General features: G+C 61.9%; 16 protein-coding genes. 5 read left to right on the top strand and 11 right to left on the bottom strand.

Going from position 1 to position 15,320, the window contains the following annotated elements; genetic code table 11:
• The first annotated feature begins 65 nt into the window (after positions 1 to 65).
• The 3 genes from C4N24_RS11530 (at position 66) to C4N24_RS11520 (ending at position 3,856) form a co-directional block, all read left to right on the top strand.
• The gene (locus C4N24_RS11530) at positions 66 to 932 is read left to right on the top strand and encodes a bifunctional GNAT family N-acetyltransferase/class I SAM-dependent methyltransferase (RefSeq protein WP_112091531.1); all 867 of its coding nucleotides are present in this window, start codon (positions 66 to 68) and stop codon (positions 930 to 932) included.
• 202 nt (positions 933 to 1,134) lie between these two features.
• Complete coding sequence (locus C4N24_RS11525; protein ID WP_006735394.1) at positions 1,135 to 2,739, top strand: peptide chain release factor 3; 1,605 nt, start codon at positions 1,135 to 1,137, stop codon at positions 2,737 to 2,739.
• Positions 2,740 to 2,872: 133 nt separating this feature from the next.
• Complete coding sequence (locus tag C4N24_RS11520) at positions 2,873 to 3,856, top strand: aldo/keto reductase (RefSeq protein WP_112091530.1); 984 nt, start codon at positions 2,873 to 2,875, stop codon at positions 3,854 to 3,856.
• Between the two features lie 51 nt (positions 3,857 to 3,907).
• Here C4N24_RS11520 and C4N24_RS11515 read toward each other — a convergent pair whose 3' ends face one another.
• The 6 genes from C4N24_RS11515 to asnS all read right to left on the bottom strand — a co-directional run bounded on the left by C4N24_RS11515 (position 3,908) and on the right by asnS (position 9,887).
• On the bottom strand, positions 3,908 to 4,393 hold the full coding sequence (locus tag C4N24_RS11515) for an RNA polymerase sigma factor (RefSeq protein ID WP_112091529.1): 486 nt from the start codon (positions 4,391 to 4,393) through the stop codon (positions 3,908 to 3,910).
• A 5-nt stretch (positions 4,394 to 4,398) separates the two neighbouring features.
• A complete protein-coding gene (locus tag C4N24_RS11510) occupies positions 4,399 to 5,049 on the bottom strand; it encodes a zf-HC2 domain-containing protein (RefSeq protein ID WP_242983255.1) in 651 nt (216 codons plus the stop codon).
• Between the two features lie 127 nt (positions 5,050 to 5,176).
• Entirely contained in the window at positions 5,177 to 6,478 is a 1,302-nt protein-coding gene (locus C4N24_RS11505) for a murein hydrolase activator EnvC family protein (protein ID WP_112091527.1), read from the bottom strand.
• Positions 6,479 to 6,590: 112 nt separating this feature from the next.
• Positions 6,591 to 6,779: a hypothetical protein gene (locus tag C4N24_RS11500; protein WP_055186669.1), complete on the bottom strand. Its 189-nt coding sequence runs from the start codon at positions 6,777 to 6,779 to the stop codon at positions 6,591 to 6,593.
• Between the two features lie 241 nt (positions 6,780 to 7,020).
• On the bottom strand, positions 7,021 to 8,064 hold the full coding sequence (mutY, locus tag C4N24_RS11495) for an A/G-specific adenine glycosylase (protein ID WP_112091526.1): 1,044 nt from the start codon (positions 8,062 to 8,064) through the stop codon (positions 7,021 to 7,023).
• Positions 8,065 to 8,498: 434 nt separating this feature from the next.
• Positions 8,499 to 9,887 carry an asparagine--tRNA ligase gene (gene asnS, locus C4N24_RS11490; protein ID WP_112091525.1) on the bottom strand — a complete coding sequence of 463 codons (1,389 nt, stop codon included), beginning with the start codon at positions 9,885 to 9,887 and terminating at the stop codon, positions 8,499 to 8,501.
• Positions 9,888 to 10,340: 453 nt separating this feature from the next.
• Here asnS and C4N24_RS11485 point away from each other — a divergent pair, with 453 nt between their 5' ends.
• Positions 10,341 to 10,889: a hypothetical protein gene (locus tag C4N24_RS11485; RefSeq protein ID WP_242983254.1), complete on the top strand. Its 549-nt coding sequence runs from the start codon at positions 10,341 to 10,343 to the stop codon at positions 10,887 to 10,889.
• A gap of 1 nt (position 10,890) precedes the next feature.
• Here the strand turns inward: C4N24_RS11485 and spoIIP are convergent, their stop codons facing one another.
• Both spoIIP and gpr read right to left on the bottom strand, forming a co-directional pair.
• Positions 10,891 to 12,015, bottom strand: coding sequence for a stage II sporulation protein P (spoIIP, locus tag C4N24_RS11480; protein WP_112091524.1), 1,125 nt, complete (start codon positions 12,013 to 12,015; stop codon positions 10,891 to 10,893).
• A 17-nt stretch (positions 12,016 to 12,032) separates the two neighbouring features.
• A complete protein-coding gene (gene gpr, locus C4N24_RS11475; protein WP_112091523.1) occupies positions 12,033 to 12,818 on the bottom strand; it encodes a GPR endopeptidase in 786 nt (261 codons plus the stop codon).
• A gap of 166 nt (positions 12,819 to 12,984) precedes the next feature.
• On the opposite strand from gpr, the gene rpsT reads away from it, so the two are divergent.
• Complete coding sequence (gene rpsT, locus C4N24_RS11470; RefSeq protein ID WP_005943554.1) at positions 12,985 to 13,245, top strand: 30S ribosomal protein S20; 261 nt, start codon at positions 12,985 to 12,987, stop codon at positions 13,243 to 13,245.
• 72 nt (positions 13,246 to 13,317) lie between these two features.
• Here rpsT and C4N24_RS11465 read toward each other — a convergent pair whose 3' ends face one another.
• The 3 genes from C4N24_RS11465 to C4N24_RS11450 form a co-directional block, all read right to left on the bottom strand.
• On the bottom strand, positions 13,318 to 13,569 hold the full coding sequence (locus C4N24_RS11465; protein WP_005925284.1) for a hypothetical protein: 252 nt from the start codon (positions 13,567 to 13,569) through the stop codon (positions 13,318 to 13,320).
• A gap of 317 nt (positions 13,570 to 13,886) precedes the next feature.
• Positions 13,887 to 14,243 (bottom strand): stage V sporulation protein AE, encoded by a 357-nt coding sequence (gene spoVAE / locus C4N24_RS11455; protein WP_112091522.1) that lies wholly within the window; start codon positions 14,241 to 14,243, stop codon positions 13,887 to 13,889.
• Between the two features lies 1 nt (position 14,244).
• The gene (locus C4N24_RS11450; RefSeq protein WP_112091521.1) at positions 14,245 to 15,261 is read right to left on the bottom strand and encodes a stage V sporulation protein AD; all 1,017 of its coding nucleotides are present in this window, start codon (positions 15,259 to 15,261) and stop codon (positions 14,245 to 14,247) included.
• Positions 15,262 to 15,320 lie beyond the last annotated feature (59 nt).

Genomic DNA, 15,320 nt, shown 5'->3' with positions numbered 1-15,320 from the left:
TGACAGCTGCGCCGCCGCTTGCTATTGTAAGGGAAGAATATTGGCCCGTCAAGGAGGAGCTTTTTATGGAACTGCGCCGCACCGAACAGGGGTTTGCCCTGTATAAAGAAAAGGACTGCATCGGAGAGTGCACCCTCTCCCCCGCCCCCAAGGGCGCACAGCTTGCCGCCCTGTGCATCCTGCCCCGGTGGCGGCGCAAGGGCTACGGTTCCTACCTGTTAAAAGAAGTATTGCGCAGCTTTGGCGGTTATGACCGGGAAACCGCCACCGTTTTTACCGCCCCGCTGCCGGAAAACGCCGCCGAGCTTGCCTTCTGGGGCAAATTCGGCTTTGCCGCCGAGGGCGGGCAGCTGGTGCGCCGCCGCACCCCGGATTTAACGGCGGTCAAGTTCGTGCAGGACTTTTTAGCCGCCCGGCTGGTGCACCCGCAGCTGTGCGTGGACGCCACCTGCGGCAACGGCGGCGACACCGCCTTTCTGTGCAATCTGACCGCCCCCGCCGGGCGGGTGCTGGCCTTTGACGTGCAGCCCGAAGCCATCCGCTCCACCCGCGCCCGGCTGGAACAGGCAAATGTGCCCGCCGACCGGTACAAGCTCATCTGCGGCAGCCACGCCGACTTATTACAGTATGTGCAGCCCGGCACTGCCGATGCAGTCATGTTCAACTTTGGCTGGCTGCCGGGGGCGGACCACGGGGTGTTCTCCACCGCGCAGAGCAGCATCCCCGCCTTGCAGGCGGCGCTGCAGGCGGTGCGCCCCGGCGGCATCGTGAGTGCCATCCTGTACAGCGGGGCGGTCATCGGCTCGGACGAAAAACAGGCGGTGCTGCGTTTTCTGCGGGCACTTCCACTGAAAAGTTTCACCGTTCTGGTGTGTGATTTTGCCAATTGGGCCGAAACTGCCCCTCTGCCCTGCCTGATCCTGAAAAAATAACGAAAACCCTTGCATTATCACGCGTTTTCGTATAGAATAAGGTGCGTATGTGTAAAAACAAGAATCCTCTCCGTCACGACTGACAGTATGCCGGAGAGGGTTTTCTCAGAAAGCAGGATGGAGGCTCCCATGTAAGACACCATCTGTCTGCCGTTTATTCTCTGCCTTGCAAAGGCAATTTTTATAGGAGAAGCTATCATCTATGACAAATCGTGAAGAGATCGAACGCCGCAGGACGTTCGCCATCATCAGCCACCCCGACGCAGGTAAGACTACCCTTACCGAAAAGCTGCTGCTGTACGGTGGAGCCATCAATCAGGCTGGTTCCGTCAAGGGCAAGCAGAGCGCCAAGCACGCCGTGTCCGACTGGATGGACATTGAAAAGCAGCGTGGTATCTCGGTCACCTCTTCGGTGCTGCAGTTCAACTACGCCGGTAAGTGCGTGAACATTCTGGACACCCCCGGCCATCAGGACTTCTCGGAGGATACCTACCGCACCCTGATGGCGGCAGACTCTGCCGTCATGGTCATCGACGCCGCAAAGGGCGTTGAGGCGCAGACCATCAAGCTGTTCAAGGTGTGCACCCTGCGCCATATCCCCATTTTTACCTTCATCAACAAGATGGACCGCGAAGCCCGCGACCCCTTTGAGCTGATGGAGAACATCGAAGAAATTCTGGGCATCAAGACCTACCCCATGAACTGGCCCATCGGCTGCGGCAAGGAGTTCAAGGGCGTGTTCGACCGCAACGCACGCAAGGTGCTGGCTTTCTCCAGCGATGGCCGCGCCAACGGCGTGAAGAAGGTCAGCGAGACCGAAGCCGAGCTGGGCGACCCCGCACTGGACGAGCTGCTGACCCCCTACCTGCACCAGCAGCTGGTGGACGAGATCGAGCTGCTGGACGGCGCTGCCGAGGAGTTTGATCTGGACAAGGTGCTGCGCGGCGAGCTGAGCCCCGTGTTCTTCGGCTCTGCATTGACCAACTTCGGCGTGGAGCCCTTCCTTGAAAACTTCCTGCGGCTCACCTCCGCCCCGCTGGCCCGCGTGGACAGCCTGACCGGCGAGCCGGTGGATCCCTGCCGGGACGAGTTCTCCGCCTTTATCTTTAAGATTCAGGCCAACATGAACAAGGCCCACCGCGACCGCATTGCCTTTATGCGCATCTGCTCCGGCAAGTTCGAGCGCGGCATGGAAGCCTACCATGTGCAGGAGGGCAAGAACATCAAGCTTGCCACCGGCACCCAGCTGATGGCGCAGGACCGCGCCATCGTGGACGAGGCCTACGCCGGCGACATCATCGGCCTGTTCGACCCGGGCATCTTCTCCATCGGCGATACCCTGTGCACCGGCAAAAAGAAGGTCCAGTTCGCGGGCATCCCCACCTTCTCCCCGGAGCACTTTGCCCGCATTGAGCAGAAGGACACCATGAAGCGCAAGCAGTTCGTGAAGGGTATGGAGCAGATCGCGCAGGAAGGCGCCATCCAGATCTTCCGCGAGGTCGGCGGCGGCATGGAAGAAGTGGTGGTCGGCGTGGTCGGTGTGCTGCAGCTGGAAGTGCTGGAGTACCGCCTGAACACCGAGTACAACGTGGAGATCCGTATGCAGCAGCTGCCCTTTGAGCAGCTGCGCTGGGTGCAGAACGATCCCGACACCTACAACCTGCGGGATCTGGACCTGACCAGCGACACCAAGGCTGTGGAGGACATGAAGGGCAACCGTCTGCTGCTGTTCACCTCCGACTGGGCGGTGCGCTGGGCAGAGACTCACAACGAGAGCTTGCAGCTGAGCGAGTTCGGCAACATCTGATAAAAGAGCGCTGCGGAGTGCACCTGCGCTCCGCAGTTCTTTTTTATAGAATAAAAAACACAACAAAGTATGCCAGACATTGGAATGAGGGTTCCCATTGCGGGGAACACTGCTGGCATGGAGGGTAAAGTATATGCAGAACATCAACATTGGCAAAAGCGGCATTTCCGTGCCGTTTCTGGGCATGGGTACATGGGCCATCGGCGGCGGTGCATGGTGGGGCGATAACGACGATGCACTGTCGGTAAAGGCCATTCAGACCGCCGTGGAGCAGGGCATCCAGTGGATCGACACTGCGCCCATCTACGGGCTGTACCACAGCGAGGAAGTGGTGGGCGAAGCCATGAAGCACATCGACCGCGACAAGGTGGTGCTTTCCACCAAGTGTGGCTTGGAGTGGCGGCACGAGTCCCCCATCCTGCACAAGGTAGTGGACGGCGTACAGGTGTACCGCGACCTCTCCGCCAAGGGCATCATCGAGGACGTGGAGGACAGCCTGCGCCGTCTGCACACCGACCATCTGGACGTGCTGTACACCCACTGGCAGAGCCCGGACTTCGGCGTATATCCGCTGGAAGAGACCATGGAAGCCATGATGAAGCTGAAGGAGCAGGGCAAGATCCGCGCCATCGGCGCTTCCAACGTCACCTCCGACATCATCCGGGGCTACTGCAAGTACGGCCAGCTGGACGTCATTCAGGAAAAGTACAGCCTGCTGACCCGCCGCATTGAAAAGCAGCTGCTGCCCACCTGCAAGGAGCTGGGCGTCTCGGTGCAGGCCTACTCCCCGCTGGAGCAGGGACTGCTGACCGGCAAGGTGACCATGGACACCACCTACCCGGAGGGCAGCACCCGCAACACGAACCCCTGTTTCCAGCCCACCCGCCGGGCACAGGCGCTGGAACTGCTGGCAAAGTGGAGCGACCTGACCGAAAAGTACAACTGCACCATGGCGCAGCTGGTCATCGCCATGACCGCCCGCATGATCCCGGGGCTGCACGTCCTGTGCGGTGCCCGCAAGCCGGAGCAGGTGCTGGATAACGCCGGTGCCATGCACATCAAGCTGGACGGCGCCGATGCCGTCCGCATGAAGTGGGATGTGGACGCAATTTCCTGAGGATAAACAGAACAACACCGGAGCATCTTCGGACGCTCCGGTGTTGTTTTATTATTTCTGCTGTTCCAGCATGGTCTGGATGCGGGTCTTGGCGCGGTAATAGGTCACCCGCGCCCATGCGGCATTGTGACCAAAGATCGCCCCGATGCGGTCAAAGGGCAGCTCGCCGAACACCCGCAGGCTGAAAACCTCCTTGTAGGGTTCTTCCAGCGCGTGCAGACACTGGTGCACCGTAAAAGCGGCGTCCTTGTCCACCAACAGCTGCGCGATGTCCGGGCTGTCGGCGGCTTTTGTTTCGGCATCTTCCAGCGGGGCGGCGTGCTTTGCGCGGCGGCAGTGGTCGTAGTAGGCGTTGCGCGCCACGGTGAACAGCCACGCCCGCACATCCTGCCTGCCGTCATAGTCCTCAAGGCCGTCCAGCGCTCGGAAAAAGGTCTCCTGCGTCAGCTCCTCGGCCAGCGCTTCGCTGCGGGTAAGCCCCTGCAAAAACAGGCAGACGTCCCGGAAGTAGAGCCGGTAGATGGTTTCAATGTCCATAGGCATCACTCCGGCCATTCAACCTCATCCCATGCCACAGGGGCGCTGCCCAGCGCATACCATGTGCCGTCCTGACCGTTGAACGCCACCGTCATATCCGCTGCATCCACCACCGCCGAGCGGTCAGTGCGCATCCATCCGGTGCAGCGGAGAAGGTCTGTGTCCTTTTGCAGCAGCTTGTCAAGGGCATCGTGCACCCACGGAATGCGGTAGCGGATGACCTCGTAGTGCCTGTCGGCATAGGTCGGCTTCAGATATACGTCCTCGGCGCGGGTCTCCAGCACCCAGCCGTTGGCACCGTTTTCCGCCTGCTGGTAGGAAGCCTGCAATCGTGCATCAAAAAAGGATACCCGGTCGCAGGCGGTGTAGCCGTACCAGCCAAAGCCGCACACCGCCGCCAGCGCCAGCGCTGCCGCAAAGCTGCACAGCATGGTGCGCAGACGGCGGCGGTTCAGGCTGCTGCGGATGTTTTTCAGCGGTGCATCCGGCTGGGGTTCCGGCTGCACCGGCACCGGTTTTTCCATCTGTTCCAGCTCTGCACGGCAGGCAGGGCACGCTGCAAGGTGCTGCTCCACCAGCGCACTGCTGGCGGGGCTGGCAAGCTTTTCGGCGTACAGGGGCAGTAGATCGCGGATCACGTCACATTCCAGCTTCATGGTCATTTCCTCCTTTGCGGGCTTTCGTGCGCCCTTTCACCCCAATAACGCACAAAGAGGAAAAACGTTACAGGTTTTTTCAAAAAACTCCCCCAGCCACGCAGAAGCGAAGACTGAGGGAGTTTGTTCAGTTTTCCTTCCAGAACAGCCCGCCGGAGGTCTGGAACAGCAGGCGCGGGTTCACGCTTCTGCTGCCCAGCTTGAAGTCCATGGTCAGCTCCTCGCCCAGTGCGCCCACAGCCTGCCCCTTTTCCACGGTCTGTCCCCTGCTGACCGAAATCTCCTGCAAGCCGTACAGGTAGCTGCGCAGCCCGCAGCCGTGGTCGATGACCACCGTATTGCCGGTAAGCGCAAGATCGCCCGCAAACACCACCGTGCCGTTGGCTGCGGCGCGGCAGGGCGCACCGGGGATGGTGTACAGCTTTGTGGAGTTGGAGCGGCTGCCCTGCTGGCCGTCCGTTACTTTGATCTGCCCGTAGTCCACCAGGGTCATGGAGTCCTCAGCCGGGGGCACAAAGCCGCCCTGCCACTGCTTGGCGGTGGCGGCAGCTTCGTACAGCGGCCAGATGGCGCTGCGGAACTGGGCGTTGGCGCTCTCCGCAGCCGGTTCTTCGGCTTCCACCTCCACCGTGCCAAAGTCCTTCGGCAGCACGGTCAGGGTGCGGGTGATGGTCTCGCCGTTCACCGTGATGTTCACCTCGTGTCCGCCGGAGGAAGCGTTATAGGCTGCCGGGATATAGGCGCGCCAGCCCTCGGCGGCGCGCACGCACTGCACGCTGCCAAGGTCGGTCTCAATGATGGGCACGGCGTCTCCGGTCATGCCGGAGATGCGCACGCCCACCGTGCCGCCCTGCTCCACCCGCTCGGCGGAAAGCTCCACCTCCGCACTGGCCTGCAAAGTGAACCGGAAGCTGTACCGGTACCAGCCGGTGGGCTTGGCCGGGCGCTCCAGACCTAAGTTTTTGCGCAGCTGCCCGGTGCTGCCGCCCTCGAACTGGGTGATGACCCCGCCCTTGGGCACACGCCATGCGGTCAGCTCCGCCTTATACTCGCCGTTCGCGGGGAAGAGAAAGTTCTGGTACTCCCCCGCACTGCCCGCAAACAGCACATCCCCCGCCGCATTCTGGATGGTCAGGGCGGTGTAGCCCGTCCAGTCCGGCAACGTCAGCTCCGGGTGGGCGGTGTACAGCACCCCCAGCTTCTGCACGGTCAGGGTGGCGGGGCTGGCGAACACTTTATCCAGCTGCCCGCCCAGCAGCGGCACCTGCCAGCAGGAGCCGTTCGGCTCCAGCGCCTGCCCGCCGTACTGCGCCGCCCCGTCCGGGCAGCCGCCCTCGGTGGTAAAGGCATAGCTTACCCCCATCACAGCCGCCAGCAGCACCACCACACCCAGCGCCACACTGATGAGCCAAAGCAAAAAACGCTTCATGTTCCTTCTCCTTATGTACAAAAAGGGCGCACCGGGGCAAGTCCGTTCAGACAGACTGCTCCGTGCGCCCCGATGCGCTTATCTTCCCGGCAGTTTCCGGTATTTTGGGGAATTATTCTGCCTCGTCCTCAGCAGCGGCTTCCTCCGGCTCTACGGTTTCTGCGTCATCCTCGCCGAACAGCAGGCGCTCGTACTCGTCCAGCTCCTTCTCGCGGCGGTTCAGGTAAAGTGCCACAGCAGCCAGCGCACCAGCCACAGCAGCCAGAACAGCGATCACAGCGACCAAGCAAGATTTTTTCATAGATTCAGTACACTCCTTTTTGCAGTTGAAACGTTGTTTCAGCTTGATTTTTCCAGCGGGCGTCCCGCAAAAGGATCTTGATTCAAGCGGCAGTCAGCGCCGCTTTGTAGCTTTTATTATACCCGTTCCCGCCCAAAATTACAACCGTTGCACCCCAATTTTCACGCCCCGAAGGTGCTGCGGGGCGCAGTTTGGGCAGTGTGCCGGTTTTGGCGCGGTTCATTACAGCAAATTGCCAAAGTCACAGCAGCAGCGGCTTATACGCCCGGAACGCCCCGGGCAGGGTGTAGGTGGTGCGCAGCTGCTCCCGGTTTGCCCAGACATAGCCCGCCGGGGCGCTCTGCGCCGCAACGTGCAGCTGCACGCCGGACATGAGCCACTCGATGTGGGTAAAGATGTGCTTTGCGGCGGGCAGGGCGGCGGGAGTTGCCGTGCCGGTGTCCAGCCCCAGTGCCGCCAGCCGCGCCAGCACCTCGGCCTGCAAAAGATGCTCGTCCTCCCACAGCACCGGCTGCCACAGCCCGGCCAGCAGCCCTTTTTGCGGCCGCTGCTGTACCAGAAAGCCCGCCGGGCTTTCCACCAGTGCCAGCGTTACCGGCACAAGCTTGCGGGGCTTCGGCTTTGCCTTTTGGGGCAGCTGGGCGGTGGTGCCCGCCGCCCGGGCAAGGCAGCTTTCCGCCAGCGGGCACTGCCCGCACAAAGGCGCACCGTTGGGCACACAGACCAGCGCACCCAGCTCCATCAGCGCCTGATTGTAGTCCCCGGCCTTTTCCGGCGGCTGATGCTCCATGACCCGGGCTGTAAAGGCCTTTTTTACCGCCGGTTCTGTAATCACGCCCGGGTCATTATACAGGCGGGAAAACACCCGCAGCACATTGCCGTCCACGGCGGGCACGGGAAGTCCGAAGCTGATGGACGCGATGGCTCCGGCGGTGTACTCCCCGATGCCGGGCAGTGCACGCAGGGCGGCGTAGTCGGCGGGCAGCTGCCCGCCGTACTGCGCACAGACGAGCTTTGCGGCCTTTTGCAGGTTGCGCACCCGGCTGTAATAGCCCAGCCCCTCCCACAGCTTATGCAGCCTTTCCTCCTCGCAGGCGGCAAGCGCGGGGATATCCGGCAGCGTTTCCAGAAAGCGGTAGTAATACGGCAGCACCGCCGACACCCGGGTCTGTTGCAGCATCACCTCGCTGAGCCACACATGGTAGGGGGTGGGGTCCTCCCGGAAGGGCAGGCTGCGGCGGTTTTTGTAAAACCAGTCCAAGAGGGCAGGCGAAATGTTTTCCACTTGTTTTGTGCTCCTTGTTGAAAAGATAGGCGTTTTTACGATTCAGAATTGTCTCCGCTTCGCTCTGGCAATATTCAGCGGAAGAATTATTTTTATTTCGGAGCAGTGGAACGCCTGCGGGCGTTCCGCTGCTCCATTTTCACGGGTGGGGTCGTAGAGGGAAACGGCATTTGCAGCGCCGCTTTCTGCGAAAGCGCGGTGCTGCGGTTAGCATCCTCGCCCTCTCCGTCTTTGCTTCGCAAATCCACCTCTCCCAAAGGGAGAGGCTTTGGCAGTCCACGCGAAGTTACCGGTTTCGCCAGAGGCTCTCCCTTTGGGAGAGCTGTCACCGAAGGTGACTGAGAGGGCGAGGCCGTTCATCGAAGGCGCTCCCGTTCAACCAAAAAAGCCGCCGCAAAGGCGGCGGCTTTCTTTGATTACAGTATGCGCGCTTCTCAGAAGCCGTATGCGGTGCGGGGGAAGGGCAGCACGTCACGGATGTTCTGGATGCCGGTGAGGTACATGATCATGCGCTCAAAGCCCAAGCCGTAGCCTGCGTGCTCCACGCCGCCGAACTTGCGCAGATTCAGGTACCACTCGTAGTTGGTCTTGTCCATGCCCAGCTCGTCCATGCGGGCCACCAGCTTGCCGTAGTCCTCTTCACGCTGGCTGCCGCCGATCAGCTCGCCGATGCCGGGCACCAGCATATCTGCTGCTGCCACAGTCTTGCCGTCGGCATTCTGCTTCATGTAGAAGCTCTTGATCTCCTTGGGGTAGTCGGTGACAAAGACCGGCTTTTTGTACACCACCTCGGTCAGGTAGCGCTCGTGCTCGGTCTGGATATCCACGCCCCACTCCACGGGGTACTGGAACTTCTTGTTGTTCTTTTCCAAGATCTCAATGGCTTCGGTGTAGCTGATGCGAGCAAAATCGCTGTTTGCCACCAGCTCCAGACGCTCGACAAGACCCTTATCAATGAACTGGTTGAAGAAAGCCATCTCGTCCGGGCAGTTGTCCAGCACATAGCGGATGACGTACTTGATCATGGCCTCGGCGTTGTCCATGTAGCCGTTCAGGTCACAGAAGGCCATCTCCGGCTCGATCATCCAGAACTCCGCAGCATGGCGGGTGGTAAAGCTCTTCTCGGCGCGGAAGGTGGGGCCAAAGGTGTAAACCTTGCCGAATGCCATGGCCATGGCCTCGGCTTCCAGCTGACCGGAAACAGTCAGGTTGACCGGCTTTTCAAAGAAGTCCTGGCTGTAATCCACAGCGCCGTCCTCGGTCTTGGGCACATTGTCCAGATCCAGTGTAGTCACGCGGAACATCTCGCCGGCACCCTCGCAGTCGGAGGCGGTGATCAGCGGAGAGTGGGCGTAGACAAAGCCGTTCTCCTGGAAGAACTTGTGGATAGCGTAGGCTGCCACGCTGCGCACGCGGAAAGCGGCGTTGAAGGTGTTGGTGCGGGGGCGCAGGGTGGGCATGGTGCGCAGATACTCCATGCTCATCTTCTTTTTCTGCAGGGGGTACTCGTCGGCGGGGCAGTCGCCCAGGATCTCCACGCTCTCGGCGTTCAGCTCAAAGGGCTGCTTTGCCTGCGGGGTGAGCACCAGCTTGCCCTTGATGCGCAGGCTGCTGTACAGACCGGTGTGGATGACTTCATCATAGTTTGCCAGCTTGCCGGCTTCCAGCACCACCTGCAGGGTCTTGAAGCAGCCGCCGTCCGACAGGGCGATGAAGCCGATGTTCTTGGAGTCGCGGATGTTCTTTGCCCAGCCGCAGACAGTGATCTCGGTGCCGTCCGCCGGGGTGTTCTTGAACAGCGAAAGGATCTCGGTACGTTCCATAATAGTTCTCCTTTACAAAGAAAAAAGACAGCTTTTGCCCTGAAAGTTCAGGGCGAACAAGCTGTCTTGTAATGTCCGCGGTGCCACCTGAATTACCGGAAGTGCCCGGTCGCTCACGCGCTCTTTGTTTAAGCGCTGTCCCTATAACGCTGGACCTGCGGCGCACCTACTTAGCGGCAGACGCGCTGCCGTGTTCAGTTTGCTGCTCCCGGGTGTTCGTTCACGCGGCGCACGGGCGCGGCTCTCAGCTGTGCCGCACTCTCTGGGCCGGACGGCCCGCGCTACTTTTCCCGTTCCTTGCATTTGTTGTTTTAAAATAGCACGTTGGCGGCATTTTGTCAACCTTACCATGCGGAATCCGGTAAAATTCTGCATTTTTTCTTGTCAGGCCGCCTTTTCTCTGGTAAACTGGGAAAAAGCGGTATTCCGCAAAAACAGATTCTGGAGGAAATCATGAAACACATACACCATATCATCCGCCTGCTGACCCTTGCCGTGGTCAGCTGCGCACTGGCAGCCCTGCTGAGCGGCTGCACCAAAGAGGAATTCATTGCCGGATACAAGGAATTCATGTTCGGCGACTGGCTTCCCGCCTACGGAAGCGCCTCCCAGTCGGCTGCACCGGGCAGCAGCACTGCCAGTGACCCCGGCCACGTCTACGACCCGCCAAACCCCGAGTGCGATGCCAAGATCTCCTCTCTGATGAGCGAGCTGTATTCACTGGAGTCCTCGGCACGGTCGGATGTCAGCAGCGCCATCCAGAGCGCAAAGGATGAGTACCACTCTCTGCCCGCCGAAGAGCGGACCTTTGCCAATAAGGTCAGCATCGCCTACAGCCATCTTTCCTCTGTGGAGAGCACCTACGACAGTGCCGTCTCCTCGGTGGTCAGCGAGATGCGCAGCGTGCTGCGGCAGTATAACCAGCCCGAGACCGTGGCCGATCAGGCATGGAGCTACTATCAGTCTGCCAAGAGCAGCATGATCTCCAGCCTTGGCGGCTGATTCAGCTTAATAATGCATCCGCGAGGCCCTGTGCTGCCAGATATCCGGCGTACAGGGCCTCATTTAGGTTGTTGCCGTGCCCGCCGATCTCGATCAGCAGACTGCCGGTGGTCAGGTCCTGATTATAGAACCGGTAGCTGAACAGCACCGGGCGGGTAAGGCCGGGGTATTTTGCTTCCATGCTGCGCTCCCACGCAGCGGCAAAGCGCAGGTTCTGCCGCCATGCGGGCAGCTGCACGCTGGTGCCGTTGTCGCACCCGCAGATGATCATCACCTGCGCCGCCTGCCGTCCGTCTATGGTGCATACCGGGGCGCAGCGGGTGCCGTTTTCCCGCTCGATGGCGTCGCGGTGGACGTCCAGCACCACCTTGATGCTGGGGTACTGCGCCAGATACTGCTGCACCACCGCCCGGCTGTTGGCGTAGCTGCCGGTGTAGCTGGGGTAGTCGTTCAGGGTCTCGTCGTGCAGGGTGCAGATGCCCGCCGCATTGAGGGTATCGGCCATCACCCGCCCCACCGCGCACATATTGATGCTGCGGTCGGTGCTGCGCGCCCCGTCCCCGGGGGTGAACCACAGCCCGGCAGAAAGGCGGTAGTCCTCGGTGGCGTGGGTGTGCATGATGAGCACCTGCGGCGCGGCGCTGTCTTTTTCGATGGCAAAGGGCAGGGGCTGCGCCACCTCAGCGGCAATGTCTGCCGCCGTCTGCCGGGTGTTATTCTTGATGCTGCCCGCGCCGCAGGGAATGTACTTTTCGCCGCTGCCCTGCCCGAACTGCTGCTCTGTCACCGTGCCGGCATCGGCAGGGCGGGCTTCGTCCGGCTGCAGCGCCACAAAATACCGCTCCACCCCGGTCTGCACCGGGACGTCAGCTTCCTGCGCCGGAGAGGGCGCGGACACGTCCTCCGGCACGCTTTCCGCAGATGCCGCAGCGCGGCTCTCCACGGCCTGCTGTCCCAGATGCAGCAAAGTCTGCGCGGCAGGCACCGGCGCTGCCAGAAAGGCCGCCAGCACCAGCGCGGCGCTGCGGGCAAAGATGCACAGCGCTGCAAACAGCACCGCGGCCTGCAAAAAGGGCACTGCCCTGCTCTGCCCCGCAGGCAGACGCCAAGGCTCTCTGCTGCGCATGGCAAGACCTCCTTTCTTCACCCCGTCAGCCAGCAGAGCTGCTGCACGGTAAGGCGGGGCTGCAAGGCGCGGTTGACCGCACACGCCAGCAGAGCCGCGCCGTGGGCGATGACGCTGTCCAGCGCGCGGGGCGTGACCACAAGGTCTGCGCCCTCCTGCGCTTGCATCAGGGTAGGGATGCCCGCCGCCACCACCGGCACGCCAAGGGTGTCCCGGGTCAGGTGGCGGGTGTGGTCGGCCTGCGCCGGGTAAAGCCCGGTGTCCGAAAACTGCACCGTGCGCCCCAGCCGCTGCCCCTCGGCGGAGCAGAGACTGTCCACGCAGACCACCGCCGCCGGGTGCAGCTGCCCCACCAGCGCCGCCGCCAGCTGCTGAAGCGAAAGCCCGGTGGCTGCCGCCACCCCGGGCGCAACGGCTGCTACCGGCCGCAAGCCCCGCACCGGCGGGGCAGCGCCCGCGCCCATGGTGACAAGGATGCGCTGCACCGTGCGCGGGCCAAGGGCATCGGCGGTGATGCGGCGGTTGCCCACCCCCAGCACCAGTACCGGCCCTTCCGGCGGCAAAAGGGCGCGCAGCTCCCGGGCGCACACCTCGATGACGGCGGCATCCCGCTCGTCCAGCACGCTGACGCTGGGCATTTCCAGCGTCACATACCTGCCCCGGGGACGGCTGAGCCCCTCGCGGGCGATCTCCACCCGGGTCACTGTCACCCCGCCGTGGCGGGCGGTAGCCAGCCGCACCCCTGCGGGCAGCGGCTGCGCCGCGCCGCTGAACAGCTCGTCAGCCATATCCGTAGTACGCATTTTCCACACTCTCCGTTCCTTTTTTGGGGCAAAAGCCCGCCTTATTGCCGGAAAGTATGGGAAAAACAAAACTTTTCCAAACAAAAATCAAAAAAACGCTTGCGCTGGTACGCGAAATATGGTATCATAGGGTGCGCTGTTATAGGTAGCCAAGGAGGTGGAACGAATGCCTAACATCAAATCTCAGAAGGACCGCGTCGTGCAGGCTGCTGCAGAGCAGGCTCACAACAAGGCCATTAAGACCAACCTGAAAACAGTCGTCAAGAAGGCAGACGCTGCCATCGATGCGAATGCCGCTGACAAGGACGCAACCGTCCTGGCTGCTGTTTCCGCGATCGACAAGGCTCGCGCTAAGGGTGTCATCAAGAAGAACACCGCCAGCCGCAAGATCAGCCGTATGGCAAAGCGTGCTAACAAGAACGCTTGATCGCGCAGTTTGATTGACGAACAAAACCTCTGTACCGGGTACCCGGCACAGGGGTTTTTGTTTTTTCCGCTGTTATGTCCCACACAGCGCGGCAAGGCTCTGCCGCTGCACCGGCTCCAGCAGCTGCTCCGGCGGCAACGGCTGCGGCGGCACCGCCATCCACCACGCCGCCCACGCGGCGGGCACAAGCACTGCCAGCGAAAGCCCCGGGTACAACAGCGCCGGCTCGTGCAGCCACGGGCTGCCCGGCGGCAGCACCAGCGCCGTGCACAGGCACAGCGCCGCCCACAGCTCCCACAATACGGTCTGACCGCTGTGTTTCATCCGCTTCACCTCCGTTTTGCCCCCAGTTTACCAGCCGCCGGGCGCAAAATATAGCGAAGCAGCGCGGACAAAGTGATGATGTTCTCTTGTATTTCTTTAGCGGGCTCGCCCTCTCCGTCACCTGTGGTGACACCTCTCCCAAAGGGAGAGGCCTTGGCAAAGAGATGAAGTTTGTGTGGACTGCCAAGGGCTCCCACTTTGAGGGCCGACTTCCCCCGGCCGGGGGAAGATGTCGCGCAGCGACAAAAGGGGGAATCTGGCATCGCGTAGCGATGGCTGAGAGGGCAAGGATGCTGCCCGCAAACGCATCCTATTATTCAGTTCTGGTCATGGCTTTTGCCCGCAAGGCTGCACACCACGCCGCAGACAAGGCTTGCGGTGATGCCCGCAGAGGCAGCAGTCAGCCCGCCGGTCAGGATGCCGACAGCGCCCTTTTCCGCCACGGCGGTGCGCACCCCCTTTGCCAGCAGATGCCCGAAGCCCAGCAGCGGCACCGTCGCCCCCGCACCGGCAAACTCTGCCAGCGGCGCATACAGCCCCACCGCCGAAAGCACCACTCCCGCCACCACATAGCCGGTCAGGATGCGTGCCGGGGTCAGCTTTGTCAGGTCGATGAACAACTGCCCCACCGCGCAGATGGCGCCGCCTATTAAAAATGCCCACAGATAGTTCATTTCAGCTCTCCTTTTCCGGCGCGGTCAGCTCTACCAAATGTGCCACCGCCGGGATGCTCTCCTTCTGCAAAAAGGTGGTCTGGCTCATCAGCGCCCCGGTGGCGATAAACAGCACCCGGCGGCTGCCGCGGCGCAGCAGCTTTGGCAGGATATGCGCGCAGAGTACGGCGGCGCAGCAGCCCGCGCCCGAACCGCCGCTTTTTACCCGCTGCTCCCCGGCATCGTAAAGCAGACAGCCGCAGTCCGCGTGGTTTTTCAGCAGCAGACCCTCTGCTGCCAACAGCTCCCGCAGCATCTGACTGCCTACCAGCCCAAGGTCGCCGGTGTAGATGCAGTCGAAATCCCGCAGCTCTGCATGGGTGTCGGCAAGATACTGCAGCAGCGTAGCGGCTGCTGCCGGTGCCATGGCTGCGCCCATGTTGTTGATATCCTTGATGTTATAGTCCTGCACCCGCCCAAAGGTGGCGGCGGCAATGCCCACCCCCTGCCCTGCCGGACGCAGCAGGCAGCACCCGGCGGCGGTAGCCGTCCACTGGGCGGTAGGGGTGCGCACCGCGCCGTAACTCAGTGGGGTGCGGAACTGACGCTCTGCCGCGCAGAAATGACTGGAAGTCATGGCCAGCAGGTTCTGCGCCGCCCCGCTGCTGCACAGCGCCGCGCCCAGCGCCAGCGCCTCCGCCATGGTGCTGCACGCCCCGAACAGCCCCGCAAAGGGCACGCCCAGTTCCCGCAGCGCGTAGCCGGAGGCGGTGCACTGCGCCTGCAGATCTCCCGCCAGCGCAAGGTCCACCTGCTCTGCGGGCAAGCCAGCCTTTTGCAGGCAGAGCCGCGCCGCCCGCAGCTGCAACTGCTTTTCGGCGGCTTCCCAGCTGCACTGTCCCAGCCGATTGTCGGTGGTCAGTTCGTCAAAGCCCGCTGCCAACGGGCCCTCGCTCTCTTTTTTGCCGCCCGCCGCCGCCTGTGCGGCGATGACCGGCGGGGTATGGAACAACAGGGTATCGCCCCGGCGCTCTGTCATAAAAAATTTCTCCTTTTCTGCAAAAAATGCCCCGGAACGTGCTATACTGGTGCTGTAGC

Source organism: Faecalibacterium prausnitzii (assembly GCF_003287405.1).
In the GTDB taxonomy this organism is placed as follows: Bacteria; Bacillota; Clostridia; order Oscillospirales; family Ruminococcaceae; genus Faecalibacterium; species Faecalibacterium intestinale.
The sequence above is the reverse complement of the archived record's forward strand: the minus strand, read 5'-3'. Positions and strand labels throughout refer to the sequence as shown.